General features: G+C 54.9%; 22 protein-coding genes, 3 tRNA genes and 1 pseudogene. 8 read left to right on the top strand and 18 right to left on the bottom strand.

Features of this window, described 5'->3' with window-relative positions; genetic code table 11:
- Window positions 1-49: 49 nt before the first annotated feature.
- The 8 genes and pseudogenes from HRQ60_RS03230 to HRQ60_RS03195 form a co-directional block, all read right to left on the bottom strand.
- Window positions 50-1,651, bottom strand: a pseudogene (locus HRQ60_RS03230) (extracellular solute-binding protein).
- 490 nt (window positions 1,652-2,141) lie between these two features.
- Window positions 2,142-4,388 carry a helix-turn-helix domain-containing protein gene (locus HRQ60_RS03225; protein WP_172194182.1) on the bottom strand — a complete coding sequence of 749 codons (2,247 nt, stop codon included), beginning with the start codon at window positions 4,386-4,388 and terminating at the stop codon, window positions 2,142-2,144.
- Window positions 4,389-4,452: 64 nt separating this feature from the next.
- Entirely contained in the window at window positions 4,453-5,631 is a 1,179-nt protein-coding gene (locus HRQ60_RS03220; RefSeq protein WP_172194181.1) for a glycoside hydrolase family 88/105 protein, read from the bottom strand.
- 248 nt (window positions 5,632-5,879) lie between these two features.
- A tRNA-Leu gene (locus tag HRQ60_RS03215) sits at window positions 5,880-5,962 on the bottom strand.
- Window positions 5,963-6,127: 165 nt separating this feature from the next.
- Window positions 6,128-7,828, bottom strand: coding sequence for a methyl-accepting chemotaxis protein (locus HRQ60_RS03210; RefSeq protein ID WP_172194180.1), 1,701 nt, complete (start codon window positions 7,826-7,828; stop codon window positions 6,128-6,130).
- 489 nt (window positions 7,829-8,317) lie between these two features.
- Entirely contained in the window at window positions 8,318-8,704 is a 387-nt protein-coding gene (locus HRQ60_RS03205; RefSeq protein ID WP_172194179.1) for an SH3 domain-containing protein, read from the bottom strand.
- A gap of 78 nt (window positions 8,705-8,782) precedes the next feature.
- Entirely contained in the window at window positions 8,783-9,025 is a 243-nt protein-coding gene (locus tag HRQ60_RS03200; RefSeq protein WP_172193962.1) for a hypothetical protein, read from the bottom strand.
- A 192-nt stretch (window positions 9,026-9,217) separates the two neighbouring features.
- On the bottom strand, window positions 9,218-11,035 hold the full coding sequence (locus tag HRQ60_RS03195) for an APC family permease (RefSeq protein WP_172194178.1): 1,818 nt from the start codon (window positions 11,033-11,035) through the stop codon (window positions 9,218-9,220).
- Between the two features lie 346 nt (window positions 11,036-11,381).
- Here HRQ60_RS03195 and HRQ60_RS03190 point away from each other — a divergent pair, with 346 nt between their 5' ends.
- The 5 genes from HRQ60_RS03190 to HRQ60_RS03170 all read left to right on the top strand — a co-directional run bounded on the left by HRQ60_RS03190 (window position 11,382) and on the right by HRQ60_RS03170 (window position 13,831).
- Complete coding sequence (locus HRQ60_RS03190) at window positions 11,382-11,564, top strand: hypothetical protein (protein WP_172194177.1); 183 nt, start codon at window positions 11,382-11,384, stop codon at window positions 11,562-11,564.
- 197 nt (window positions 11,565-11,761) lie between these two features.
- Window positions 11,762-12,133, top strand: coding sequence for a NucA/NucB deoxyribonuclease domain-containing protein (locus tag HRQ60_RS03185; RefSeq protein ID WP_172194237.1), 372 nt, complete (start codon window positions 11,762-11,764; stop codon window positions 12,131-12,133).
- 26 nt (window positions 12,134-12,159) lie between these two features.
- Window positions 12,160-12,531: a hypothetical protein gene (locus HRQ60_RS03180; RefSeq protein WP_172194176.1), complete on the top strand. Its 372-nt coding sequence runs from the start codon at window positions 12,160-12,162 to the stop codon at window positions 12,529-12,531.
- 19 nt (window positions 12,532-12,550) lie between these two features.
- Window positions 12,551-12,688 (top strand): hypothetical protein, encoded by a 138-nt coding sequence (locus HRQ60_RS03175; RefSeq protein WP_172194175.1) that lies wholly within the window; start codon window positions 12,551-12,553, stop codon window positions 12,686-12,688.
- A gap of 516 nt (window positions 12,689-13,204) precedes the next feature.
- Complete coding sequence (locus HRQ60_RS03170; RefSeq protein ID WP_172194174.1) at window positions 13,205-13,831, top strand: FMN-dependent NADH-azoreductase; 627 nt, start codon at window positions 13,205-13,207, stop codon at window positions 13,829-13,831.
- A 122-nt stretch (window positions 13,832-13,953) separates the two neighbouring features.
- Here the strand turns inward: HRQ60_RS03170 and HRQ60_RS03165 are convergent, their stop codons facing one another.
- Complete coding sequence (locus tag HRQ60_RS03165; protein ID WP_172194173.1) at window positions 13,954-14,181, bottom strand: hypothetical protein; 228 nt, start codon at window positions 14,179-14,181, stop codon at window positions 13,954-13,956.
- 306 nt (window positions 14,182-14,487) lie between these two features.
- On the opposite strand from HRQ60_RS03165, the gene HRQ60_RS03160 reads away from it, so the two are divergent.
- Window positions 14,488-14,637, top strand: coding sequence for a hypothetical protein (locus tag HRQ60_RS03160; protein ID WP_172194172.1), 150 nt, complete (start codon window positions 14,488-14,490; stop codon window positions 14,635-14,637).
- 87 nt (window positions 14,638-14,724) lie between these two features.
- On the opposite strand, the gene HRQ60_RS03155 is transcribed toward HRQ60_RS03160, so the two are convergent.
- The 3 genes from HRQ60_RS03155 to HRQ60_RS03145 all read right to left on the bottom strand — a co-directional run bounded on the left by HRQ60_RS03155 (window position 14,725) and on the right by HRQ60_RS03145 (window position 18,163).
- Complete coding sequence (locus tag HRQ60_RS03155) at window positions 14,725-15,675, bottom strand: ring-cleaving dioxygenase (RefSeq protein WP_172194171.1); 951 nt, start codon at window positions 15,673-15,675, stop codon at window positions 14,725-14,727.
- Window positions 15,676-15,866: 191 nt separating this feature from the next.
- Window positions 15,867-17,015 (bottom strand): DUF2264 domain-containing protein, encoded by a 1,149-nt coding sequence (locus tag HRQ60_RS03150; RefSeq protein ID WP_172194170.1) that lies wholly within the window; start codon window positions 17,013-17,015, stop codon window positions 15,867-15,869.
- A complete protein-coding gene (locus HRQ60_RS03145) occupies window positions 17,009-18,163 on the bottom strand; it encodes a glycoside hydrolase family 88 protein (RefSeq protein WP_172194236.1) in 1,155 nt (384 codons plus the stop codon). The genes HRQ60_RS03150 and HRQ60_RS03145 overlap by 7 nt, the downstream gene beginning before the upstream one ends.
- Window positions 18,164-18,316: 153 nt before the next feature.
- On the opposite strand from HRQ60_RS03145, the gene HRQ60_RS03140 reads away from it, so the two are divergent.
- The gene (locus HRQ60_RS03140; RefSeq protein WP_246281072.1) at window positions 18,317-19,147 is read left to right on the top strand and encodes a helix-turn-helix domain-containing protein; all 831 of its coding nucleotides are present in this window, start codon (window positions 18,317-18,319) and stop codon (window positions 19,145-19,147) included.
- Between the two features lie 56 nt (window positions 19,148-19,203).
- A complete protein-coding gene (locus HRQ60_RS03135) occupies window positions 19,204-20,379 on the top strand; it encodes a serine hydrolase domain-containing protein (protein ID WP_172194169.1) in 1,176 nt (391 codons plus the stop codon).
- A 69-nt stretch (window positions 20,380-20,448) separates the two neighbouring features.
- Here the strand turns inward: HRQ60_RS03135 and HRQ60_RS03130 are convergent, their stop codons facing one another.
- The 6 genes from HRQ60_RS03130 to pyrF form a co-directional block, all read right to left on the bottom strand.
- Window positions 20,449-22,020: a sensor domain-containing diguanylate cyclase gene (locus tag HRQ60_RS03130; RefSeq protein ID WP_172194168.1), complete on the bottom strand. Its 1,572-nt coding sequence runs from the start codon at window positions 22,018-22,020 to the stop codon at window positions 20,449-20,451.
- A gap of 287 nt (window positions 22,021-22,307) precedes the next feature.
- A tRNA-Ile gene (locus tag HRQ60_RS03125) sits at window positions 22,308-22,381 on the bottom strand.
- Window positions 22,382-22,429: 48 nt separating this feature from the next.
- Window positions 22,430-22,503, bottom strand: a tRNA-Met gene (locus HRQ60_RS03120).
- An 80-nt stretch (window positions 22,504-22,583) separates the two neighbouring features.
- Entirely contained in the window at window positions 22,584-24,125 is a 1,542-nt protein-coding gene (locus HRQ60_RS03115) for an ABC transporter substrate-binding protein (protein WP_172194167.1), read from the bottom strand.
- 297 nt (window positions 24,126-24,422) lie between these two features.
- Complete coding sequence (gene pyrE / locus HRQ60_RS03110) at window positions 24,423-25,067, bottom strand: orotate phosphoribosyltransferase (RefSeq protein ID WP_172194166.1); 645 nt, start codon at window positions 25,065-25,067, stop codon at window positions 24,423-24,425.
- Window positions 25,064-25,801 carry an orotidine-5'-phosphate decarboxylase gene (gene pyrF, locus HRQ60_RS03105; RefSeq protein WP_281358027.1) on the bottom strand — a complete coding sequence of 246 codons (738 nt, stop codon included), beginning with the start codon at window positions 25,799-25,801 and terminating at the stop codon, window positions 25,064-25,066. Before pyrF ends, pyrE begins: the two co-directional genes overlap by 4 nt.
- Window positions 25,802-25,989: the final 188 nt, after the last annotated feature.

Below are 25,989 nucleotides of genomic sequence, written 5' to 3'. Positions count from 1 at the left end.
CCGCACGCCGTTCACGCCGTTCGCCCCGGTCTGTTCGTTCGACTGCTGCTTATTTCTTTTCCTGCAGAGCCTGTTCCAGTTCTTCTTTGAGCGCGGTACCGCCGATGTTCATGTAGTCTTTCATTTCGCGTTCGTAGACGGCTTCGAATTGGTCCGGTTTCGCCATCGCGGACTGCACAATCACGATTTTGAGCTTGTCGTTCAGCGCCGTGCCGTATTTCGATTCCGCTTCGATCGGACGATCGAAGACGATTGGGCCGACGGTGTCGGTGTTCGCGAAATCGATCGATTGTCTCATGAGTTCCTGATTGTTTTTCGGGAATCCGGCGATCCATGCTTTTTCGTTCATTTCCTGATCGCCGATCACTTTGCCGTTGGCCATGATCGCCATATCGCCGCCGTTGTAGACGCGGTCTTTCGTTTCCTGCGGCGCGTCTTCCTTGATGACCGGAATGCCGTCAACCAGATCGTAGTTCTCGCCTTCCACGCCTGTCGACATGGTGAGCAGGTTATTGTCGGAAGTCATCCAATCCAGGTACTTGATCGCTTCGACGGAACGCTTGCTGCTTTTCGGAATCATGATATACATCCCGTTCGGACCGTAACGCGATTTGATATGCTTGCCGTCCGCGTTGGGATTCGTGTAAGCATCAAGTGCCGCGATTTTGCTGTCCGGAACGTTTTTGGTCAGGTTGTCGAGCCCGCCGTCCGCGTACAGAATTTGCCCCACGTCTTCCGACATGTAGCCGATATTGCCGTTTTGGAAATCTTTATACAGCTGTTCTTTTTCCTCGTCGAGACTGAAGTCGGGACTGATGAGTCCTTCGTTGTACAGTTTGTTCAGGAACTGCATCGAGTCTTTGAAGCCTTCATGCAGCGGCAGCTCGTAACGTTAGCTGTAAGTCAGATCGCCTTCGATCGGCTTAATGAAGGAATAGATCAGCGTTTCGTATTGGGCCGGTGCAAGCGCCATGCCCATCGGGATATTTTTGGCACCGAGTCCAGCCGGATCTTTTTCTTTAAACGCTTTCAAAGTTTCGTACAGCTCATCCGTTGTCGTTGGAGCTTTCATGCCAACCTTGTCCAGCCAATCCTGGCGGATATAGGAGTTGTAACGGGCCGTGATCGCTCGTTTACCCGGAATCGCAAACTGCTTGCCTTCCAGCTGGCCGAATTTCAATGTCTCGTCGCCCAGGTATTTTTGCAGGTTCGGGCCGTGTTCTTTGATCAGTTCGCCCACATCGGTCAAGCCGCCCTGCTGTGCGTACCGATAGAAGACGCTGGAATCGTAGACGAACACGATATCCGGCACGTCGCTCGCACTTGCCATCAGTACGTTCAATTTAGTCGTTTCTTCCGAACGCTGGACCGGTACGAATTCGACATCGATATTGTTTTTGTCGCCGAATTCTTTTTGGACGTACTGCGTCAACCAGTTGTTCGTGATCGTGTACGGAGACGGGCTGTTGCCGCGGTCGAACACTTCTACTTTCAGTGTGACGCGTTCGCCGTTCGCACCTGCTGCCGCCTCTTCTTTGGTAGAAGTTTCTCCGCCGCCTCCGCAGCCTGACAGCAGCCCGACCCCCATTACGGTGGCGATTGCCGCTCCCATTGCTTTTTTAATGACCCCTCTGCGCGTTTTGCCTGTCATTTTCCCATCTCCTTTTTCTGTGGTGTGACGGTACTGCATCATCTTCGGACCCCTGCAGCATTTCAGACAATTTTGATGTTCCGACTATAGAAGCAAGCGCTGGGCTTGAGTCCGGCTTGCGCGCTTCCCTTACTTAGAAGGAGAAGCGGCCGCAGCCTGTTTCGGAAGTGACCTCAGTATTCCACACTGCGGCTCGAACTGGCAATAAACCTCTTTCGGATTTGAAAAAGAAGCCCAAAATCACCTTTCGGTTTATCCGACTGTCTTTTTTCGTCAAACTGACTGTTTTCGTAGGAAAAAGGCTCAAGTAATCGCTTACAAAACATAAAAAAACCCGGTTTATAAACTATTTTCGTGCAACTGCCAGAATTCGTGCAGCGAGTTTGGAGCCTCTTTCCTGCTAAAAGGAAGCTTATACACAGCAAAAAGCCGCATTCGCCAACCGGTTTTCCCGAAACGGGAAAACCGGTGCGAGTGCGGCGGCTTGACTTCAATTCTCGAGCGGAGGCAAACTTCGTTTCTGCCGGCGATAGTCGCCCGGCGTGATTCCCGAAATACGCTTGAAGACCCGACCGAAGGTAATCGCGTTGGCATAGCCGACTTTGAGCGCAATATCCTGGAGCGGACATTCGGATTCCAGCAGCAGCCTCTCGGCTTCCTTCATTCGAAGCTCGGTCAGGAAGTCCACAAACTTCATACCGAATTCCGTCTTGAACAAGTAGCTCGCATATTTGCCCGATACCTGAAACCGGTCGCTCAAATGCTTCAGGGACAGATCCGGATTGGCAAAATGTTCTTCGATATACGCCTTCATCTCGCTGACCATCGCCCGGTAGCTTTTGGTTTCGCTGGCCGATATATAGAGGCGGAACAGATCGGTCAAATAATCCGACAGCATGGCACCGACTTCATCCAGCGTATCGGCTTCGAGCAGACGGCTTTCGAATGCGGCGGTCTGTTCTTCGGACAACGCCTGCTGGAGCGAGTCGGACATCACGGCCACTTCGCGGCGCAGCATCTGCAGCAGTGCCCGAATCAGCGAACGGATATCTTCGTCTTGGACAAAGTCTTGTTCGAATTCTTCGACCAGCAGTTCCAATTGGCTTCTCCACTGTCCGTTCGACATCCGGAACTGCTTGACCAGCTCGGCAATCGTCTGCAGATACTTGTAAGTCTCCAGCAGTCTCGGCGACGAATCTTCGTTGCCGGCCAGCACGATATCCCCGCCGAGCAGCAGTTTGTGCCGCATAACGGATTCGGCCGCTTCATAAGATACGCGGATATGTTCCGGACCGTCTACCACCGGGCCGATTCCGCAGCAGAGCGACAGCCTCAGATGGCTCGCCACCCAGGCTCGATAACTCTCGGCCAGTCGGCGTAGCGCTTCGGTCGTCTCGCCGTCTGCGGATTCGGCCAGGAAGATCACCGCCAACCGGTCTCCGCCGACCCACTCGGCCCAGGCCTGCAGCCCCGATCCTCTTGCCAATTCCTGAAAAACGTTCATCAGTGCGAACTTGAGCGCGTTCTGGTCTCCCCGCGTATAGCGGCCTTGAAAGACGCTTTCGTATTTCTCGATCTCGTGCACGACGACGGCAAACCGGGAAGAAGCCGAAGCGTCTTCAAAAGGCGACAGCGTCTGCAGGCGTTCGACCGTCTGCTCGGCGCGCTCGCTTCGCAGCAGTTCGCTGAACAATCGGCTGCGCTGCAGCCGTTCGTTCTCCCGGCTCTTCTGTTCGTAATCCTGCGTATGGTGAATCAGGCTCTCGAGTACCCCGTCGATCATCTTCAGCTCGTCGGTCTGGGTCCCGCCCTGATCCATCGTCCGGATCTGGTGCGCTTCGATCCGGTTCATAATGACCTGGACCGGTTTGTAATTGCGGCGGGTGATATAGATCAGGTACACGATCGCGCACAGCACGGTGCCTAGGGCGATCGCCACCCACAGATACGAGATGACCGATACCCATCCGAACAGACCTCCCGCTTTGATTCCGCTGGAAAAGGTCCATCCCAGACGGTCAAGCTTCAGCTCGTTCAGCTTCTTCCCTTCCCCCGGCGGTTCGGAGTGGGCCTGATAGACCGGCTCTCCGCCCGGTCCGGCAATATCGAGAAAAGAGAGCTTTTCGTTGACCCGGTTATCGACCAGCCGTTCGATCGCGCTCATCTTCACATTGATGACGAGCGTCCCTTCGGTTCCGAAAGGGAGCGGCATACTCTTGTTGATCGTGAGCACCCGTACCGGCATTCGGACGGAGAGATCGGACGAAGATTCCCGCAGGGGCTGCCATCCTCCCGCAAGCTTGTCCGAATCGATCCGCTTGAGCCAATCCGCGTCGGCGAACCCTTCCGTCCCGGTCAGTCCGCTCTGGGTCAGCACAAACTGATTCCTGCGGTCGTACAGATACACCGATTCGATATACGGCGAAGCGTCGATCATATTCCGCAGGCTGCGGGCGATCGTATACGCATTCGTCTTGTCTCCGGCTTCGGAGCCGTTGAAATAAGATTTGTAGGCCGGTTCGGACTCCACTTCCTCCAGTACCGACATTTCGGCTTCGCGCACGGCCCGATCCACATCGTCCACCAGATAACGGGAGGCAGCCCGGTCCGCTTTTTGCGTCTCCTGCCTGGAAATGTCATTGACGAAAACAAACGAAGTGAAGATCAGAATCGTGACAGTCAGCAAAAAAATCGGAAAATAGGACAGCAGCAGCCGGCGGTACCAGGTTCGGGACATTGGGTGACTTCCTCCTCGCTTTACGGCATGCAGATCCTGTTAAAGCCCTGCCCGGTTTGTTGATTTATACGCGGTACAAAGCCTCGCCAAGCAGCACGATGGCAAGCGCTTGTCCGTAAGCCATGGGAGCTGTCACGATCGCCGCATAATCTTCGCGCAGCTGCCCGATCGGCGTGCCGGCGGAGACGCCTTCAACCTTACCGTCCGTGCCGATCCGTTCGAGTACCGCAGCCACGGTTCGCATCGCGGGCTGCGCATATGCTTCCGGCAGAAGTCCGCGGCGCACGCCGAACAGAATACCCGCGGCGATCGCGGCGGAACCCGAAGTTTCGGTATAGCTTACCGGCTCGTCCAGCAGGGTATGCCAGAGTCCGCTCTCATGCTGCAGACCGAGCAGAGCTTCGCTTTGGGAACGGAAAGTCTGGGTCAGGTACAGCAGCACGCCTTCGCTCAGATAAGGGCGCATCAGATCGATATATTCGGGCAGTCCGAGCGTAAACCAGCCGTTGCCCCGGCACCAGAACGCTTCGCTGAAGTTATGTCTGCCGGTAAAATGCCAACCGTGGAAGAACAGCCCCGTTTTGCGGTCGTACAAATATTTGATATGCAGCAGAAGTTGATGCAGCGAGGTCTGCCGCCAATCTTCACGATCGTATTTGACGCCCATCTTCGCGGTGAACAAAATAGCCATAAACAGCGTATCGATCCAGATCTCGTTCTCGTTCAGTGTCAGTTCGCCCGATGTACGGCCGGTTGTCACATGCTGGTAGCCGCCTTCTTCCGTTCGGGGCAGTCCGTTAATCAACCACTCCGTCCATTCGAGACTCAGTGCTTCCGCCTCATCCAGGTCCATCAGCGACAGCAGAGGTGCCGTCGTGTTAATATTCCGGCTCGGCATCCCCTGCTCGAACCGGGCTTGCATCCAGGGCCGGGCATAGTCGCCGAAGCGCCCGTCTTCGAAGTACCCGCCGATCTTCGCCAGACCGTACAACCCGACTCCCTGCGGCCAGTCCCACTCGTCCATCCCGAAGTCCCGGGCAAAATAACCTCTGCGTTCCGCTTCGCCGTCGAGAGCCTGAAGCTCGCTTTCATTATCGGGACGCTGCAGGTTCATCAGACGATCCGTCACCAGGTCGAGCGCTTGGACCAGTGCGATTTTTGTTACATTCCCGTTTCTCAATCCCTGGCTTCCAACCTGATCCTCTGCCCCCGGTTTCGTATCGGTCTCCCCCTTGTTGTGCATGTTCCGCCTCCGTTCGTCTGTTTGCCCAAGTGCTTAGAAATCGCGTCCGGAAGTCTCTTCGGCCGAATCTCTTCAATTAAGCGCTTCCTTTTTAACTTATCGCTTATTATAGGGGAGTAGAAGCCTGTTTTCAATCGAATTTGAAAAGCTGCGGATGAACAGCCGGGGAGGTTCGATACATATCCAAACGAAAAAAAAGCAGCGAATCTCTTCTCTGGAGAAGAAATTCACTGCTTGGTTCCATCGGATGCCGAGAACCGGACTCGAACCGGTACGGGACTACTCCCGGCAGATTTTAAGTCTGCTGTGTCTGCCATTCCACCACCCCGGCTTAATTCAGGAAAGTTTGCCGACTCAAAAGATCATAGCATGCCCTTCTTTCCTCTGTCAATCCCAAGTGCAAGGACAGCAAAAAGAGAATCGATACGGCTTTTCCGACGCACAAAAGCCGCGTCCCTGTCGGAACGCGGCCGCGGCTGCAAGCTGTGGAGCAGAATCAGATCTTGAAGCGGCTGACATTGGCATGCAGCTGCTCCGCCGTCTCGGACAGCGACGAGGAAGACGATGCGATTTCTTCCATCGAAGCCAGCTGCTGCTGCGTCGCCGCCGACACTTCCGTCATTCCCGACGAAGCTTCTCCGGCGATCGTCGAGCTCTGCTGGACATAATGCAGAATCTCGGTTGTGCTGGCGGACATTTGCTCCGCTCCCGCCGATACCTCTTCGATATCGCCGGCAACTTTGCCGACGGCTTCCAGAATGTTCTCAAAAGCATCGCCGGCCGCAGACACCATTTCGATCCCTTTATAAACTTCCCGATCGTTGGCTTCGGCCGCTTCGATCGCACTGCTCGTATCGGATTGGATCAGCGAGACGAGTTCGGTAATCCGCTTCGCCGATTCCGAAGACTGTTCGGCCAGCTTGCGTACTTCGTCCGCGACCACCGCGAATCCCCGACCGGCTTCGCCCGCGCGCGCCGCTTCGATCGCGGCGTTCAGCGCCAGCAGATTGGTCTGCGACGAAATGGCCGTGATATCGTTGGTAATCATCCCGATTTCTTCCGAACGGGTACCCAGCTCTTTGACTACGCTGCTCATGGAAGCAACGGAGTCGCGAATCGAATCCATTTGGCCGATGGCTTGACGGATCGCTTCGTTGCCGCTTTCCGATTTATGGGCGGCTTCGGCTGCCGAGGAAGATACGGTCTGTGCCCGGATTGCAATCTGGTCGGCCCCGATCGACATTTCCTGCATGGCCTGCGAAGACGTTTCCGCAATATCCACCTGGCGAATCGTGCCGGCTGCCGTTTCCTGGACAGTAGCCGCGATTTGTTCCGAAGCGAGTTTGTTTTGTTCGGCGCTTGCCGTAAGTTCTTCCGAAGATGCAGCCACGAGCTCCGAAGATGCGGCTACCGATTCGATCAATTCGCGTAAACTCAGCGTCATGACGTTAAAGGAAGAAGCCAGTGCGCCGATCTCGTCGCGTCCGCGAACTTGAATCTCTTCGCCGGTCAGATCGCCGGCCGCAATACGCTCGGCCGCTTTTTGAACGCGTTTCAGAGGCGTTGCGATCATCCGCCCGAGCAGCAGCGCAACCAGCACAGCGAGAATGATGGCGATGGTACCCAGTACGACGACAACCAGGGTAGCCGCTTCCGATTTGTCGACGGCTTCCGACGTTTTGCCGCTGGCCTGCTGATTATCCAGCTCGATCAGCTTCATGATAGTGGTATTGGCCGTTTCCCAACGTCCGTAGACTTCACGGTGAATCTCGCGCGAATTCTCCACCTGATTGTTCTGCGCAGCCTGAATCAGCGACGGCAGTGCCGCGACGAACGCGTCATATTCAGTCGAGAACTGATCGTACAGCTGCTGCTCTTCATCGCTGCGGATCAGGGCCTGATACTGAGTCCGCTCAAGATCAATCTTCTCCAGCAGGGCCGTATAATCTCCCAAGATCGAGACGAAATTGTTTGAACGGTTTTCGACGATCAGATTCAGGACGAGACGTTCGATATCGGAAATATCGCCGTTCAATGTGCCGAGCAGCGTGACGCTCGGCATCCATTTTGTGTTGACTTCCTTGGCCTGCTGGCCCATTCCGTTGAGATTGCTCAGCGAAACGAGGCTGACGATGACGAGCAGGACAATAACCCCCATAAACCCGCTCAGCAGTTTGATTTGAATCGAATTCTTCATGCTGTTTTTTCTCTCCTGTCTGTACTGGTTTCTCCAAAAGACGAGCCTGCCGAAATGTCCGTTCCCGACAGGCTGCAAACTCTATTTATTTATCGACAAAAACCCCCGGGAATTTATAGAAAGGTTCAGAATTTCCCGTTTGTCTTCTTTGAAGGAGTTCTGCCGCGTCGTTTTCTTTTGTGAATTTTTCACCTTTTTGTTTATTAATGCGTCGAACAAAGATTTGGAATTATTTATACAAAAAAGGGTTGGCAGCGCGTTTACACTGTGCTAATATAACCTCAACAGAAAGGAGGTGCGTTCACATCTATAATGGCATGCTGAACGTATCCCTTACCCGAGCCGGTGCAGCTCTCTAACGAGAGATTGTCCGGTGGCGCGGGATACGGAAGCCAAGCAAGCAAATAGCGCCGCGGGTAGAGAGGCCGTCCATAGGGACGGCCTTTTTTTGATGTCAAAAAAAAGAAGCTTCCCCAAGGAAACTTCTTCTTAATGCAGCGCATCCCATTCCACGTGCCGGTTCGGCAGCCATCCTTCTTCGCCGTTCATCCGGCGGCATCTCAGCCAACCGTTCACCGCTTCCAGCACGGTCAGACTTTCCCCCGGCCCGACGCTCAATTCGTGCGCGCTGTATGCGGCAAGTACGATCGCCCGTTTCCCGGACTCGTCCCGGATCAGACGATTAACCGGCACCCAGCCCGAGCGACCGTACGGATGATGGCAGCGGATCCAGCCGGGGTTTTCTTCGTCTTCTTCTCCCGTTAGGATACATTCCCCTTTTTGAAGTTCGATCGGTTCCGGATACGCCGTCTTATAGGCACGGATCACGGTGACTTTCTGAATCGCTATCGTGTCCGTTCTCATTCCCTTGTTCATTCTCCGATTCGCTCCTTATGTATGAATCGTCCGTCTAACCGGACGATTTCGACTGCCGACTAATCCACAGCCCAAACCTTAGGGTCTGGCCGCATAAACGGCTCTTCGTGTATTCTTGGGCATTTCCCGCCGACGGAACGGCGACGGACGGCAGGCCAGAATCCGGTCTTTGCGGAACGTTCGCCGTTCGCCGCTTGCCAGACAGGTCGAATATACCAGCTCGCCGCGAATCCCGTGCACTTCGATTCTCCGCTGCGAGAGATTGCCGTCTTTGTCCATATAGACGATCTCCACTACTTCTCCGATATACTTGGCCGGCATTCTTGTTCCCTCCATTCCGAACGTTTGTTCGATATATTCATTATATACGAACGCACGTTCTTTTTCAAGCCGGCGAACTTCTTTTTTGTCTACAAAAAAAGGACCGCCGAATGTAGATCGGCAGCCCTTCGCGATGAATTTTCGAACCCGTTGTCCGGCTTGAAGCCGGCTGTTCCAAAGTGGTTCCTTCGCTCATTTATGCAGATGGAAAGGAACCGTCGTTACGATCACATCTTTGTAATTGAGCAGATAAGCCCGCATCATGAGACTGGTCTGATTATGCAGGACCGCTTCCCACCAGTGTTTGGTAATAAACTGCGGAATCAGGACCGTAATATTGTCGTGTTCGCCTTTTTTCCACTCTACCGTCTCGATAAACTTGCGCAGCGGGCGCATGATACTGCGGTATCGGGATTTGAGCACGATCAGCCGGATTCCCGGATCCCACTCGGCCCACTTGTCTTCCATCTTGCGGATCGACTCGTCGTCGAATCCGATATAGACGGCTACGACGCTGTCGGACAGCGTTTTGGCGTAGCTGACCGTGTTGCGTACCACCTGCGTGATCCCGGAGACCGGGATAATGACCGTATTGCCTTTGACGCACGGCTTGTCCACCGCCAGATCGATCCGCAGCTGGTCGGCGGTATTCTCATAATGGCGATAGATTTTGGCAAACAGATAAACGACGAACGGCAGGAAGATGAAAATCACCCAGACCTGCGAGAATTTCGTGAAGACGAAAATCAGCGTAATCGACAGCGTCGTCAGCATACCGATCGTGTTCACAATCAGTTTTCCCTGCCAGCCTTTCGGTTTGTGCTTGATCCAGCGGATCATCATCCCCAGCTGCGACAGCGTGAACGGAATAAACACGCCGACCGCGTACAGAGGAATCAGACTATCCGTATTGCCTTTGAAAGCGACAACCAGAACGGCCGACATCACACTCAGGAAAATGATGCCGTTCGAGAAGCCGAGTCGGTCGCCGCGTACCATGAACATATGCGGCAGATATTTGTCTTTGGCCAGCATAAAAGCCAGCAGTGGAAAAGCCGAATACGCCGTATTGGCCGCCAGGAACAGAATCAGCGCCGTTACGCCCTGAATCACGAAATACATCCAGCCCCGCCCGAACGTGGCTTCCGCGATCTGGGAGATGACCGTTGCTTTCTCGTCGGGACGAATTCCGTACCAGTAGGCCAGCAGCGTGATCCCGGTGAACATCGCGCCGAGGATCAATCCCATCATGACAAGCGTCGCCGCCGCATTTTTAGGAGCCGGGTCCCGGAAGTTCGGAATGGCATTCGAGACGGCTTCGACACCGGTCAGCGCCGAACAGCCGGAACTGAACGCTTTGAGCAGCAGGAACAAGCTGACGTTCGAGATCGTCGCTTCCATCTGCGGTGCGGCAGCCGGTGCCCCGCCCGTCAGATAATTGACCGTGCCGATAATGATCAGCAGGAAAATCGAAACGACGAAAGCATAGATCGGAATCGCAAGCACCGAGGCGGATTCCGTGACGCCCCGCAGATTCATCAGCGTCAGGAACACGATCATGGCCAGCGCGATCAGTACGCGGTCTTCGTGCAGAATCGGAAAAGCCGACGTGATGGCGTCCGTGCCCGCCGAGGAGCTGACCGCCACGGTCAGGATGTAATCGACAAGCAGCGAGCCTCCGGCGATCAGACTCGAGAACTTGCCGATATTGTCCTTTGCGACGATGTAGGCGCCGCCTCCGGTGGGATAGGCAAAGATCGTCTGGCGGTAAGATACGATCAGAATCGCAAGCAGCGCCAGTACGGCCAGGGCGATCGGCAGCGAATACCACAATGCGGCAGCCCCTGCCAGCATGAGGACCAGCAGAATTTGTTCCGTTCCGTACGCAACGGACGACAAGGCATCCGATGAGAGGATCGCCAGGGCTTTGAGCTTGCCGAGCTTTTCGCCTTCCAGTTCGTTCGATTTCATAGGTCTGCCGATCAGAAATCTTTTGATTTTGCCTGTCATGGTCGGTTAACTTCCTTTTTGTTTAATGTCGTGGGTGAATATCAAATTCCGGAAGACGCATACTCTCGCGTGTCTTTCGAAGCTACCGCTTTACTTTAAGGATTTCGGCGATAATTAGCAATGTCAGATTGAGACTGTTTTCATTCGTTTTCGTTCTTTTTTTCACATTTTCATGATTGGGCGTGTTCATTGCGAAGCGCAGCGCATTCAATCTCTGCCGTACGCCGGAAATGCTTGCTTTGTGAACAGGATTCGACCCGATTTTACAAAGTGATTCATTCGAATCGGTAACGTGTATGCTTTATAAGAAGAAACAGAATCGATTGAAGACGAAAGGATGAACGCAATGACCAGAGACCAAGACGCCGAACGTATCGACAAAGGCCCCGGACCCGATGGCATTCCCGAAGCCGATCCACACTATGAAGATACCGATCCAGGTTCGTTCGACAAGATCACCGAAGACAATTTGACAGGCGAACGCAGCATCATTGACGACCCGGAAGACTCCGAAGAACTCGACAAATAAACCGCTCCGCATTTTGTGTGCGCGAAGAAGCCTTTTTTCCGGTATAATGAAGCTCCGACTACCGGTTAAGGAGGCTTCTTCGCGTGAGCAAAAAATCCCCCCGCAAAAAAAAGGGCCGAGCTCCGTCTCTCATCACGATCGTCATTGCGGTACTGCTGGCGCTGTTTGCCCCGCAGCTGTACAAGTGGGCCGCTCCCATGCTCGATCTGGATCTCGATTTGGGGACTTCCGATACCCGAACAGGTCAGGTCGTTACGCTCGAATTCCCCGTGGAACGCTATCCGAAAACGGCTGCGCATATTCAGAAAGCGATCGCCAAAGGGGAATCCGCCGTCTGCACGATTGACCGAGGCGGCGCGGAAGAGAACCGAGACGACTCGCTGCGCGGAATTCCGACCAAAAAAGGCTTCGACCGCGACGAATGGCCGATGGCCATGTGCGAGGAAGGCGGCACGGGAGCAGACATTCAATATATCGTTCCAGCCGACAATCGCGGCGCAGGTTCCTGGGTAGGCAATGCGCTGGAGGAATATCCGGACGGCACGCAGGTCGAATTCGTATTCCAATAGAAGAAACGAACAGGAGGGAAGCCGCAATGAACCAAGCAAAGAGATCATTTTACCGCAAATTCGCCGTTCTTTTTCTCTGCGTGCTGTTCATGCTGCTTCCCGAAATCCGTCTGCCCGGTGCGGCCTTTGAATCGCCCGGAGCGGAACTTCGCCATCTGTCCTACCATCAGCAGCATCATTATGTAGCGCCTTCTTCCCCTTACCTGATTCCGGTTCCCGACACGGCAGGCCTGCCTCTTTTTCCGGGGCTTTTGGCCGCGTGTCTGATCATCGTGCTTCGCAATCCCTATATGGACTCTCCGATTCCGATTCTGTACAAACATCGGATGCTGAGGCCGCTCAAGTTCCGGTGTTCTTTCGTTTCTTTCTTCCGGGTTCGGATTCTATTCGAATTGTGACCGGAAGGAGGAAACCCCTATGTCCAACGGAACCATGCACCGTACGGAAGAGCATCATCAACATGAAGCGCTGATCCTGGTCCGCGAACTGCGCACGATCCTGTTCTTCGCCCTAGGATCGGTTGCCGTCATCGTCGGCTTGTCTTTCTTTATCTAGAACCTGTGCAAACCATAAAAGCCCTCGTAAACGAGGGCTCAACTTGTCGAGAAAGTCTGAATTCAAGTGAAGCGAGGAGGCGGAGGGAGAAATTCAGTGAAGGAACGATAGTGTTCGCCTTTGAAATCGGGGAAATTCTGCTAAATTTCAATCCCTTTCCCCGATTTCAACACGCGACCGAAACGAATTTCTCCCGCAGTTGACAAGCTTCTCTTACGAATAGGACTTTCTCGACAGCCTGAGCCCTCACTCACGAGGGCTTTTTGCTTGCGAAAATGTCCGGACAGGCAAAAAAAGAGCCCCGGTGCCGAAGCACCGGGGCTAAAGTCTATGTTACAGAGGGGTTGTACCGTTAATATACCGATCCAAGCTTAAGCGTACCTGATAATAACCTGAAAATTCGATTAAAATTTGCTTGCTCTCTTTTTTTCTAAAATGGGTTGACTCTTTATTTTATTTCATATACTATAAATAAGAAAGTTAAACTACAAAAGATATTTCAGGAGGAAACCATCCATGTCCCACGTTCTTTTCATTAAAGCCAACAACCGTCCGGCCGATCAATCGGCAACCGTCAAGCTGTACGAAAGCTTCGTACAAAGCTACAAAGCCGCTCACCCGGACGACCTCGTTACCGAATTGAACCTGTTCGAAGCGGATCTTCCTTACTACGATAACGACATGATGAGCGGACTGTTCAAAGCGGCTCAAGGCATGGAAGCGACTCCGGAAGAACAACGTCTGGCCGGTCTGGCCAACACGTACCTGGATCAATTCCTGGGCGCCGACAAAGTCATGTTCGCTTTCCCGCTCTGGAACTTCACGATTCCGGCTCAACTGCTGACTTACCTGTTCTACCTCAACCAAGCGGGCAAGACATTCAAATATACTGCTGAAGGTCCGGTAGGTCTCGTAACCGACAAGAAAGTCGCTCTGCTGCAAGCACGCGGCGGCGTTTACTCCGTAGAACCGATGAGCGGCATGGAAATGTCCCTCAACTACGTGAAAAACACCCTCGGCTTCTGGGGCATCCAAAATCCGGAAGTGGTCGTTCTCGAAGGACACAACCAATTCCCGGACCGCGCGGCTTCGATCATCGAAGAAGGCGTGAAACAAGCGGCTGAACTGGCTGCAAAATTCTAAGACACCGTTGACCGAAGGCCCCGCTCCCGCGGGGTCTTTTTGTATGCGAACAAAAAAAGCTTCATCCGAAGATGAAGCTTCCGTTCTATCTGTATAGGATCGGCAGTATGCTCTGAGTCTATTTATTCGTGGCCCGGAACTTCCATACTCAAAATGTCTTCGATTTCGAGTCCTTTGAGTTCGCCCCATCTTCCGATCGTCAACGTCCCGCCATCAAGGTCCAGTTCCATGATCTGTCCAACAAACAGTTCTTCCGAACTGCGAACGCGAATCACGACAAAGTAGCCATTCGTAAAGATACGCTGAAGATCATCCTGAGCCTTCATTACGTTCTGTTCTTCTAATTCCATATGAGTCTCCTTCATAAGGACCCACAAACGGACAGTCCGAACTGATGGAAAAGCGCGGCTATCAAGATGTACCCCTTTTACAATATCTTAATTTTACCATTCGATGTCACAAAAAGCAAACTTCCAACCCCTGAAAGTGTTTCGTCCGGCAAAAAACGGGTAAAAAAATAAGTTAAATGTTATGTTTTCTCTCTTATTTGGCTGGCACAAATATTCGTCTTCTATTTAGATGGCGAAACCCCGGTTCTTCTGCTGCGTATCGGATATCAGTTTGTCCTGCATTCAACAGACAAAGGAGGAACCCAAGTGGCCAGATGGAGACGAAGAAGCCGCGGCAGACGCGAACGGGATTCCGGAGGAATCTGGGATATTCTCGAAGTTCTAATCGAAGTATTGGTCTATGTGCCGCGTTTGATCTTTGGTCTGCTGCGGCTGATCTTCAAACTGTTCGATTAACGCCTCGAGTAAGTGGAACCTTCCCTCGTTGAGAACGCATCAAGAACCCCGTTTATCCAAGCGGATACGGGGTTCTTGATGCTTTTTTTACTTTTTCGTACCTTCTACGCTTCGCACTTCAAACGGAATCAGCGTCTGCTCCAGCTGCGCACGGTGCGCTTCATATTGGGCGGGCAGCATCAGATGCGTTCCCATCGTCTCCGGCGTTTCGTCGTGTGCAAAGCCCGGAGGATCGGTTGCGATCTCGAACAGAATCTCGCCGTGTTCCCGGAAGTAAACGGCGTTGAAGTAATTCCGGTCCTGTACCGGCGTTACGCCGTATCCGCTGTCTGCAACATGGTCCTGCCATTCCAGCTGATCGGCATCGTCTTGGGCTCTCCACGCGATATGATGCACCGTGCCGACGCCCATGCTTCCCCGCGCAACCGGAGTCATTTTCAAATCGATCTGGTTGCCGATATCCGCCGACGAGCGGTAGCGTGCCAAATCTCCGTCGGTGCCCATATAGGCAAGACCCATCACTTTTTCCAGCAGTTCCGCTGTCCGTTCCGGCTGGGCCGACAGCAGCGTCGCTCCTCCGAAACCTTTGATCGCCATCGCCGGCGTGACTTCGCCGAATGTCCATTCGTTGGTTTCGCCTTCTTCGCGTTCGACCAGCTCCAGATGCAGGCCGTGCGGGTCGTCGAATTCAAGGTAGCGTTCACCGAAACGGCTCAGCTCCGTGACGGCAACGTTGAATCGTTCCAGGCGTTCCTGCCAGAAGCCGATCGAGCCGACCGGGATGACAAACGAAGTGATGCCGACCTGACCCGCTCCCACTTTACCTGGATAAGCATTGGCCCAAGGGAAGAACGTCATGATCGTGCCCGGCTTGCCGCCTTCGTTTCCGAAGTAGAAGTGGTATGTTTCCGGATCGTCGAAGTTGACTGTCTGCTTCACCAGGCGAAGTCCCAATACCCCTGCGTAAAAGTCTACGTTTTCCTGCGGATGACCGACAATCGCCGTAATATGGTGGATACCTGCCGTTTGTTTGTTCATGAGTAATCCCTCCGAATGTTTTATATTAAGAATCTTTAATTTGAAATGTTTTTGATAGGCTTATCATATCTTGAATTAAAGATAATGTCAACCGAAGAGATCTTCTTTTTTGAAAAAGATAGGATGGCCTGCAAAAAGCCCCCCGAAAACGGACAGGCTGGGCGTATTCTTTCCTGGGGCTTCGGCTTGTGTCAACGATATAAAGCTCCGTCTGCGTCTATCTGCTCTCCCGCCGCGATCTTCGCCGATGTCCATTTCGTATCCGCAGCCGACCAAAAAGGATCCTGCGGGGCAAGTCCAAGCGGCAGAAATACAGTCGAACACAGATACAAACTGCCTACGCTGATGTATCCTTCCGTCAGTTCCGGCTGATACCCGTACAGCCCCGGCGCAAGCCATCCGTCCCGATCCAGCGTACCTGGAGTATCCATCATACGCCGAATAACCGCGGTCAGCGCGCAGCGCACTTGAGCCGGAGAAATCTTTTCTTCCAAAAAATGCTGGAGGGAAGCCTGCGCCAAATGCTGGAACGCGCCGAACCGGTACACGATCGAACGCCCGATATACGGATAGGTGCCGTCGGGTGCGATCATCCGCTCCAGCACCGACGCATAACGCGCGGCTCTAGCTAGGATCAGCTCTTCCATTCGGGCATAGTCCGGCGAAGTGTCCCGGACTGCTGCAGCCAGATCGACCAGCATAGGCTGGATCACGAAACTGTTGTAATAATCCCAATGAAAGTCGGGTCCGTCTCCGTACATGCCGTCCCCTTTGTACCAGTCCATATGCAGATGCAAAGCCAGATCGATCCGCATCCGGTCGTAATCCTCGTCTCCAAGCAGATGCAGAGCCGCTTCCACCATCGCGCTGAACAGCAGCCAATTCGTCTTGGGCGGAACGGTTCGGCGCGTTCGGCGCAGTTCCCGGATCAGCCGCTTTTTCACTTCAGCCGGCAGCCGGCCTGCGAGCGCAAGCGGCGCCCGTATGAGCGCATGGGCGAGAAAAGCGGCATCGACCAGCGGCTGGCCTTCGTCCGAGAAGTTCATATAGTCGGGCGAATCCGGATCGGTCGCGGAATCGATGCCTTTTAACACCAAGTCGTTATAACGCGCCCGGAGGCGCTCCTCCTCGCTTTCCAGGCCCTCAAGCTCCAGCCAAGGCGCCATACCGCTGATCAGCCTTCCGAACGCCTCCAGGCACGCATAGCGGGCGCGTTCGGGATGGAACTGCGTCGGCAGACGCTTGTGCAGCTCGCCCCGGTCCAACGCGTTCAGTACGGGATCGCCGATCGCAAGCAGCGTATCCAGCCAAACCTGCCGCGTCCCCTCCGGGTTCACCATAGATGCGCACTCTGTCCCGACAGCCGCAGGACCCCCTCGATGAAGAAGTAGTCGCCGTAAATAATCGGAACTTCGCGTTCTTCGCTGAAGTACGCAACCGTGCCTCCTCCGAGAATGCCGTCTTCATCCGGTGCCCAATTCGCGAACCTCTGCTCGGCCGCCCGCAGCATACGGATCGCCGCCTCTACGTACAATCTGCGCTCGTGTTCTTCTACCGCTTCGGCAATTTCCAGCAGGCCGCAGGCCGCGCAGGCCGCCGCTGTCGTATCGTAGACGACCGGCTCCTCCGGCGCGCGGAAATCGGCCAGCGGCAGATACTCCGTCAGGGCGGCATTGGCGATAAAATAATGGGCAATCCGCTTGGCGGCATCGAGGTATCCGGCCTTCTGCGTGTGCCTGTGGCTCAACGCCATGCCGTACAGCGCCCAGGCCTGCCCCCGGCTCCAAGAGGAACCTTCGGCAAAGCCCTGGCCGCCCGGCTTGTCCAACACCGTTCCGTCGTTCGGATCGAGGATCACGATATGATTCGAAGAACCGTCCGCCCGCAGCGTCGTCCGCAGCACCGTATCGACATGCCGGATCGCAATATCCCGGTATCTCGGATCCTGTGTCTCGTCGCTCGCCCAATACAGCAGCGGCACGTTCATCAGACAGTCCACAATCATCCAGCCTGCTCGGTTATGACTCCCCTCATCGTTCCACGCCCGCAGAAACTGCCCCGCCGGATTGTACCGGCCCGCGAGAATATTGGCGGCATGCAGCCCTCTCGTCCGTGAACGGACATTTCCGGTCAGCCGGTAATTGGCAACTGCGGTATGCAGCCACATAAAGCCCACGTCGTGATGCAGACCGTCGAAACCGTGCAGCGCCTCGTCGAGCCGCTCTTCCACCTGCTCCGCCGTATCGCGGTAAGCGATCTCCCCGGTCGCCTGGTGCATCTGCCACAGCATCCCCGGCCAGAACCCGTTAGTCCACCAGTAGATATCCCGTTTTCCCCAGTCCGCGTAGCGTCCGTTCACCGGAATATATGGAATACTGCCGCCGATGCGCGCACATTCCGCCGACATTTTCAGCTTTAATTTATCGAGTGTCGAGTCCAGCCATTCCCGGCTTCCGCCGATTTCGATCTTTGTCTGTGCCTTTGTCATCACGCTTTCATTCACTCCTTCGTCAAAAGTTTGGGGGAGTTCGCCGCTCGGCGGCACGTCCCTTGTTCTCTTTTACTATAAAATTTTGCAGGGCGGCAAAGCGATAGTCTATAATGAGCAAAAACTGATCGATTGTGCGAAAGAGAGGCGTCGATGATGCTCAAACTGGCAAAGTGCGGTTACCATTCCACCCATCCCGAAGGTCTGCTTATCGATCGTCCGAACGGCTCGGGCTGTTATGTATTCGTTTTGTTCAAAAGCCATGCGCATGTCACCGTAAACGGCAGGACGTCGACCGTGTCTCCGGATACGTGGATGATTTTCCGGCCGGATACGCCTTATCGATACCGCAGCGCCGACCGTTCCTTTGTCAACGACTGGCTGCATTTCGCGGGCGAGGAAGCCGATTCGCTGCTGCGGGAGTTGGAACTGCCTCTGGACAAGCCGGTTCCCGCGATCCATTCCGGCTCGCTGTCGAGACTTGTGATGGAACTTCAGCGCAGCACCTGGCTCGGCGGTCCGCTTCAAGAGCGGATTATCGCTTCCGACCTGAACGGTTTTCTGCTGAAACTCGGCAATTTGCGCCGCCTGCGTCCCGGTTCGGAGCAGATGGCCCGCTATTTTGTCCAACTGTCGGAGATTCGCAGCCGGATCTACAGCACGCCGCAGCAGCGGTATACGATCGACGGGTTGGCGGCGGAAGTCAGTCTCAGCCGTTCCCATTTTCAGCATGTCTACAAAGAACTGTTCGGCTGCCCCATTTCTCTCGACATGATCGGCAGCCGTCTGGAATTCGCCAAATATCTGCTGGAAAACGGCTCGCAGCCGATCGCTTCCGTATCGCTCATGTGCGGCTACGAGAACGATACGCACTTCATGCGGCAGTTCAAAAAGTTCACCGGCAAAACGCCAAGCCAATACCGCAAAAGCTGTACAAGCCCCGAGCCGGCCCGCTCCCATGATCTCCCTGTACAATCGTTGTAAATAGGCTTATTATTTCCTGGGGAATGACCTACATACGAAGAAGGAGACTTATGAACATGCTGCCATCCGACACGATCGAAAGTTTGAAAAAAACGCTCAGAAGCAGTATCGAACGCCATGAAATCGCCGGCGCGAACCTGATGGTTCTGCAGCACGGCCAAGAACTTTTTTACCAGGAAGACGGGTTGGCCGATCTTGAATCGGGACGTCCGATGACGCGAGATACGATCTTCCGGCTGTATTCGATGACCAAACCGATTACGGCAGCCGCAGTCATGATACTGATGGAGCGCGGAGAAATCGATCTGTTCGACCCGGTAAGCCGGTACATCCCGGGTTTCCGAAATCCGAGGGTCGAACAAAACGGGCAGCTCGCAGCGACGGTACGCGAACCTGATCTGCGCGATCTGCTGAACATGACCTCGGGGCTGGTCTACGGAGGAGAAGACGCAGCGGGCCGCCATGCGGAAGCTTTATTCCGGGAACTCGGCAGCCGGCTGCACGGCGACCAACCTATGGACACGCTGGAATTCGCCGACCGGGTGGGACAAGGCCCGCTTGCGTTCGAGCCGGGTTCGAACTGGATGTACGGCACATCCGCGGATATCCTGGGAGCGGTCGTCGAAGTCGCAAGCGGCATACGGTTCGGGGAATTTTTGCGCCGGGAAATCTTCGAGCCGCTGGGCATGGCGGACACGGGATTCTGGCTGCCCGAGGGCAAACGCAAACGTCTGGCGAAAACGGTTCAGCAGGATGGAAAAGGAGGCTTGAAACCGTACGAAGACGATCACCTCGGCATTATTCACCGGATGAACCGGGAACCGGCTTTCGAATCGGGCGGAGCCGGACTGTGCTCCACGATCGACGATGCCGCCAAATTCACCACTATGCTGATGAACGAAGGTTCGCTTGGCAGCGCCCGTCTGCTGAAACCGAGAACCGTCCGGCAGATGACTTCGGCAGCCTTGAATGAGCGCCAGCAGGCAAGCTTCAAAGGCTGGCATTCGCTCGCAGGCCACAGCTACGGCAGCCAGATGCGGATCATGACCGATCCCGGCCAAGCCGGACTGCTCGGCAGCCAGGGCGAATACGGATGGGACGGATGGCTCGGCGCCTACTTTGCCAACAGCCCGCTCGACAAGCTCACTTTCCTGTTCATGGTCCAAAAAAGAGACGCCGGCACGCTGCCTGTGACACGGAAGCTGCGGAACCTGGTGTTTGCCGGGCTTTAACCGGTTTTTCGCCCAAGTGCCAAAAAGCCTGTCCGGGGCTGGACCCCGGCAGGCTTTTTGGCATTTGGGCTATACGGCAAGAACGCTTCGGTTGCGCCCGGTCTCCTTGGCTTGGTACAAAGCGAAGTCGGCTTTGCGGAACAGTTTGGCCGGCGTAGGCTCTCCTTTGTGAAAAGCGACCCCCAAAGAAATCGTAATCCGCTTGGATACCGGCATCGGACAGCTTTCAACGGTCGTGCGTATATGCTCGGCCAACTCCAAAGCTTCTTCTTCGCCAAGGTCGGACAGCAGCAGAACGAATTCTTCGCCTCCGTAGCGGAAACAGCTGTGATCCCCGCCCACCTGCTCCGTCAGAATCCGTCCCATCTCTCGCAGGACTTCGTCGCCTTTTTGATGACCGTACGTATCGTTAATCGATTTAAAATGATCGATATCGAGAAACACAACCGAAAACTTGTCTTCCTGCTGAATCCGCTCTTCCGTCAAACTTTCCAGCGTCCGGCGGTTCAACAATCCGGTTAGATGATCGTGGTTGGCTTCCCGCAGCAGATCGTTTTCCGCTTCGCGGCTTTTTTGTTCGGCCAGCAGAATCGCTTTTTTGAGCATTTTCGTTTCGTAATTCCAATCCCCTACATCGGGCACGACGTCCGGCGCTCTGCGATTGGCGAGACTCTCGATATACCGGGCCAGCGTATGCAGCGGCATCGACAGCTTGCGCGATACGAACAAAGTAAGCAGCAGGACCACGATCACGGCCGGAAGCATATACAGACTGCTCTGAAAAGTCGCCTGCTTGGCAAAATCCACGACGTTGGCGTAAGGTGTTTGGAACACGACGCACCACTCGGTCTGCGGGATAAACGCATAGCCGGCCAGATACAGTTTGTCGTTTTTGGCATGGATCTGCTCCGTCCCGCTTTGTCCCTGGGCGTACAGCTCCCGAATGGCTTCATCCGACACCAGCTCTCCGATCTTTCGCTCGTCGGGATGGTAGACATATTCTCCTTCTTTGTCGATCACATAAAAATAGGAACCGTCTTCTTTTTCGCTTTGCGTACCGAGGATTTCGCCCAACCGATTCTCTTCTTCCAGATAAATCGATCCGGCCAGAATGCCGTGATAACTTCCGTCCCGGGCAAACAAAGGCTGGCTGACCGTCACCAGGTAACGTCCGGTCGGTGCGATATAGGGAGAAGACAGATAAGGCTTTTTCAAAGAGAGCGCTTTTACGATTTGGGGAGTATCGATCTTTTGGCCGGTCAGGCCCAGGTCGGGGGTGTTATAAGTCAAAATGGCTTTTTCGTCAATCACGATCAATGAATTGAAAAATCCGTTCGATTTGCGGAAGTACTCCAGTTTTCGGCGGTTCATTTCCGGTGCCGCAGGATTATCCGTCGCATAATCGGCTGTTTCCTGCAGCGAATTCTGCATGTTCCGAATCGCCGTCCCGCCGATCCGGGCCAATTCGCCCGCATGGTATTGATTGAGCCGGAGCGTCTGCGCCGCCAAAGCGTCCCGGCCGTTCAGATAATTGACCAATGATCCCATGATCGCGGATGACAGCAGGATAAAAGCCGACAGTAATCCGACGACTGTAGACAATTTGATCCCTTGAGTCCATCTCCCGGACTTTTTTCCCATGATTTCCTTCTCCTCGGCTGCCGAGCAGCCATCAGTCTTGACCCGTACCTTGTATATCGGAATATAGTCCCCCATTTTTTCGCCAAGCAAGCAAAAAACGGGCCTCTTTTGAAAATTTATCGCCGGATCTGCCGCCAAAGGATCAAATTCGTTCTTTTTCTTCCCGGATCCGGGGTTCTTCGGACCGATCCCGGCTTGAAAAAGCCCAGAATGAAATCAAAATGAAAACAATAGGCAAACGCAAAGACGCCCCTTACTCCGAAGAGTAAGGGGCGTCTTTGCCATAATGGGCCCTACAGGACTCGAACCTGTGACCAACCGGTTATGAGCCGGTAGCTCTAACCAACTGAGCTAAGGGCCCTGGTTCCGGTTGCGGCCGGAAGACCGAGCCGGGACAGCCTTGCCTGAATTGCGGGGGCAGGATTTGAACCTGCGACCTTCGGGTTATGAGCCCGACGAGCTACCGAGCTGCTCCACCCCGCGACATGTTCAACGTGCTGTGTTCTCAACAGCAACATTGAATAGTGTACCCTTTACACGATACAAAGTCAAGGCTTTTTCATTCAGGTCCAAGGATCGAGCCGGTAAGCCGTCGAAAAAGGGCCTCCGAACGCCAGCGTTCCGTCTTCCGTAAACGGCCCTTTCAAGAAACGGCGACCGTCATTTTCCCACTGCTCGAGCGCCCTTTTCGCCGGCAGTTCTCCTTCGAGTACCCGCTGAAACAAAGATCTTCCCGTGTCTCCGATCTGCCAAAGCTGCGGATTCTGTTCCACGGCCTGTTCTTCCCGCTCGGCAATCGGCGCAGCCGGACGAAGCTGCGTAAACGCCTCGCTTCGATATCCGTTCTTCTCCGCTTCCGATGCGATCGCACTGAGCCGGCTGGGCATCCGGTACGGATCGTGCAGCTCCATCGCCTGCATCCGCTCGCCCGTTACGAACCGAATAAATGCCCAGGCTTCTTGCTGGTGGCGGCTGGTCGCCGAGACCGAGAACGTATCGCCCAATTTAACGCCTGCTCCGATGCCTTCATGTCCTGTATGTACCGGCAGAGTCACGGTTTCCCAGTTGAACGGTTCAAAGCCTTCGATCCGCTCCGCATTGCGCGCCGCCGTCTGCAGATCGGACGCATAGCTGCTGTCCGCTATCGTCATGGCCGTTTTCCCGCCAAGAAACAGATCGCCTCCGAACGGATCGTAGCCGCCGGAGTCCGATACCGACTGCATGCCAATCGGAATCGCTTTTTGCTGCACCATTGCCGCAAGATCTGTCCAGACTTTTTCCCATTCGGGCGTATCCACGGTCATTTCCGACTGTTCGAGATCAAAGGTGGTCAACCCCAGCGGATCGGTATATCCCCGAATTCCCCAGAGCGGATCTTCCGCCAGTGTCTGGGTAAACGACAAGCCGTACACATGACCGCCTTTGTCGTCTTCGCCGCTGGCCGCCCGGGCCCGCGCAAAAGCTTCGTCCCAAGTCATGCCGTCGGCGGGGAGCTTAACCCCATTGCGCTCGAACCAGTCGACGTTGTAATACAGGGCCGTAGATGCATAATCCGGCGCCAGCGCGTGCAGGGTGCCTCCCCCTAGATCTTTGAGTCCGTCGATCACGGCCGGCGCGAAGGCCTGCTCCGTCTCGCCCGTCTGCTGCATAAAAGGAGCCAGCGGCTGTGTCCAGCCCCGATCGATGGCTTTGCGTAGCGTCTCGGAATCAAGAATCAGCACGTCGACCGGAGCCTTGCCTTCCGTCAGCTTCCCGAGTTCGTGCAGCGGTGCTTCCGAATGGTACGGCTTCGAATCCGGATCGAGATAACGGTAGCGCGACGTATCGACTGCAGGCACAATCTCGATCCGCATATCGGGATACATATATTCGTAAATATCGGTGTAGGTTTCGCGGTAATACCGGTCGCCTTTCTCGCCGCTTAATATGCCGATCCTCAGTGTATCCGTTTCGCTTCCCTGCTCGGCCGGTCCTCCGGGAGCCTGTTCGACCGCCTGTTCTGCCCGCTTCGGGGGATCGCTTTCGGAAAAACAGCCCGGAAGTACGAGCAGAGCCGCAAAAATGGACAAGACGCCCGCCCGCGGAGCTCTGATCCTTTTACGCATAAACCCCGCCCCTCTCGTTGTATGGGATTACATCCCGCTTGTATGAACGCCGTGTTCGGCGGATGGGTTACGTTTACATTTCCGTATATTTTCTTTCGCGTATGGGTGCAATGTTAATGTTTGGCTTCGGACTATCGCGGATTCCCAACCGGGTTGGGGGTTTTTTATGATCCATTCTTGAAACAAGCTTAACGTATTCGGGAAACTGCGTCTAGGCGAAAAGAAACAAAACAAACAAAAAGCCGGAATTCCGTCCTGGAATTCCGGCAAAAGCGTGGAAGAGATTTTATGTGCTTGTTATCCGCGCCCGAACGCCGACGGATCTTCACGCCAGGACTTAAGCAGTTCGACCTGGCTTTCCTGAATCGTGCCAAGTTCCAATGCCGTCTGCATCAGCGCCGTATAGTTGGACAGCGTCGCAAGCGGCACCTTTGCTTCGGCAAAAGCCGATACGGCGCGGTCGAGCTGATAGCTGAAAATCGCGAGTACGGCAAGCGGCTCCGCTCCGGCTTCGCGCACGGCCAGCGCCGCTTTGAGCGAGCTTCCGCCGGTGGAGATCAGATCCTCGATCACGACGACCTTCTGCCCCGCTTTGATCAGTCCTTCGATCTGATTCTGTTTGCCGTGGCCTTTGGCTTTGTCGCGAATGTAGGCCATCGGCAGGTTCAGTTTCTGCGCTACCCACGCCGCGTGGGGAATACCGGCCGTCGCCGTTCCGGCGATAACTTCCACGTCCGGGTATTCGGTTCGGATCAATTCGGCGAAAGCGTCCGCGATCCGCTCGCGCACTTCCGGGTACGCCATCGTCAGGCGGTTGTCGCAGTAGATCGGAGACTTGATGCCCGATGTCCAGGTAAAAGGTTCGTCGGGGCTCAGCGCCACCGCGCCGATGTTCAGCAGGTCTGCCGCAATTTTCGCTTCCGTTGCCGTATGAGTCGTCATTGTGTCATCTCCTCCAATATTCGAATAGCCGCTTCTCTCGGGTCGGCTGCGGCGGTGATCGGCCGGCCGACGACGATATAGTCGCTGCCGCCGGCAATCGCTTCGCCCGGCGTCTTGGTGCGCGACTGATCGTCCGCCGCGCTGCCCGCGGGCCGGATGCCCGGCGTGACCGTGCGGAAATGCGTTCCACAGGCATCCTTGATGCCCTTCGCTTCGAGCGGACTTGCGACGACTCCGTCCAGACCGGCGCCGGACGCAAGCTTCGCGTAGCGGATAACCGCTTCTTCGATACTGCCCGGGATGCCGATCTCTTCGTTCATCGTGCCCAGATTGGTGCTCGTCAGCTGCGTGACCGCGATCACGAGCGGCCGGCTGAGCGACGAATCCGCCGCCAAAGCTTCTTCCACGCCCTGCATGGCCGCCGCCATCATAGCCGAGCCGCCTGCGGCGTGGACGTTAAACATGTCGACGCCAAGCTTCGTGATACTGTTGGCGCCGCCTTTGACCGTATTCGGGATGTCATGCATTTTGAGATCGAGAAAAACCGAGTACCCCCGCTCTTTCAGCTCATGCACAAACTGCGGTCCCGCTTGATAAAACAGCTGCATGCCCACTTTCATATAGCAGGGAATGCCTTCCAGGCTTCGGATCAGTTCCCGTGCCGCTCGGTCGTCCGGATAGTCGAGTGCGATCATCAGGCGCTGGGCCATCCGCGAAGTAGGTGTCGAAGTCATGGAATACCTCCGTAGTTGGGTTCCGGTTAATCCGGTCGTGCAGATTTCGTTAGACTGCCGTACTTGATACTTGGAGCGCATCGGCACAGCGCGCAGACGAGAGGCGCCCGCAGAATCTGCATGGCGCCTTTCGTCGGTCGTGCCGTCGCCCCAAGCATGCGGGCAGCCGTTCGAATATAGGTTGTGGA

The organism is Saccharibacillus qingshengii, from assembly GCF_013185195.1.
GTDB lineage: Bacteria > Bacillota > Bacilli > Paenibacillales > Paenibacillaceae > Saccharibacillus > Saccharibacillus qingshengii.
The sequence above is the reverse complement of the archived record's forward strand: the minus strand, read 5'-3'. Positions and strand labels throughout refer to the sequence as shown.

Coding starts and splice junctions, on each gene's coding strand:
- HRQ60_RS03225 (WP_172194182.1), bottom strand. CDS start 4,388: ATGTCCCGAACCTGGTACCGCCGGCTGCTGCTGTCCTATTTTCCGATT.
- HRQ60_RS03220 (WP_172194181.1), bottom strand. CDS start 5,631: ATGCACAACAAGGGGGAGACCGATACGAAACCGGGGGCAGAGGATCAG.
- HRQ60_RS03210 (WP_172194180.1), bottom strand. CDS start 7,828: ATGAAGAATTCGATTCAAATCAAACTGCTGAGCGGGTTTATGGGGGTT.
- HRQ60_RS03205 (WP_172194179.1), bottom strand. CDS start 8,704: ATGAACAAGGGAATGAGAACGGACACGATAGCGATTCAGAAAGTCACC.
- HRQ60_RS03200 (WP_172193962.1), bottom strand. CDS start 9,025: ATGCCGGCCAAGTATATCGGAGAAGTAGTGGAGATCGTCTATATGGAC.
- HRQ60_RS03195 (WP_172194178.1), bottom strand. CDS start 11,035: ATGACAGGCAAAATCAAAAGATTTCTGATCGGCAGACCTATGAAATCG.
- HRQ60_RS03190 (WP_172194177.1), top strand. CDS start 11,382: ATGACCAGAGACCAAGACGCCGAACGTATCGACAAAGGCCCCGGACCC.
- HRQ60_RS03185 (WP_172194237.1), top strand. CDS start 11,762: ATGCTCGATCTGGATCTCGATTTGGGGACTTCCGATACCCGAACAGGT.
- HRQ60_RS03180 (WP_172194176.1), top strand. CDS start 12,160: ATGAACCAAGCAAAGAGATCATTTTACCGCAAATTCGCCGTTCTTTTT.
- HRQ60_RS03175 (WP_172194175.1), top strand. CDS start 12,551: ATGTCCAACGGAACCATGCACCGTACGGAAGAGCATCATCAACATGAA.
- HRQ60_RS03170 (WP_172194174.1), top strand. CDS start 13,205: ATGTCCCACGTTCTTTTCATTAAAGCCAACAACCGTCCGGCCGATCAA.
- HRQ60_RS03165 (WP_172194173.1), bottom strand. CDS start 14,181: ATGGAATTAGAAGAACAGAACGTAATGAAGGCTCAGGATGATCTTCAG.
- HRQ60_RS03155 (WP_172194171.1), bottom strand. CDS start 15,675: ATGAACAAACAAACGGCAGGTATCCACCATATTACGGCGATTGTCGGT.
- HRQ60_RS03150 (WP_172194170.1), bottom strand. CDS start 17,015: ATGGTGAACCCGGAGGGGACGCGGCAGGTTTGGCTGGATACGCTGCTT.
- HRQ60_RS03145 (WP_172194236.1), bottom strand. CDS start 18,163: ATGACAAAGGCACAGACAAAGATCGAAATCGGCGGAAGCCGGGAATGG.
- HRQ60_RS03140 (WP_246281072.1), top strand. CDS start 18,317: ATGATGCTCAAACTGGCAAAGTGCGGTTACCATTCCACCCATCCCGAA.
- HRQ60_RS03135 (WP_172194169.1), top strand. CDS start 19,204: ATGCTGCCATCCGACACGATCGAAAGTTTGAAAAAAACGCTCAGAAGC.
- HRQ60_RS03130 (WP_172194168.1), bottom strand. CDS start 22,020: ATGGGAAAAAAGTCCGGGAGATGGACTCAAGGGATCAAATTGTCTACA.
- HRQ60_RS03115 (WP_172194167.1), bottom strand. CDS start 24,125: ATGCGTAAAAGGATCAGAGCTCCGCGGGCGGGCGTCTTGTCCATTTTT.
- pyrE (WP_172194166.1), bottom strand. CDS start 25,067: ATGACGACTCATACGGCAACGGAAGCGAAAATTGCGGCAGACCTGCTG.
- pyrF (WP_281358027.1), bottom strand. CDS start 25,801: ATGACTTCGACACCTACTTCGCGGATGGCCCAGCGCCTGATGATCGCA.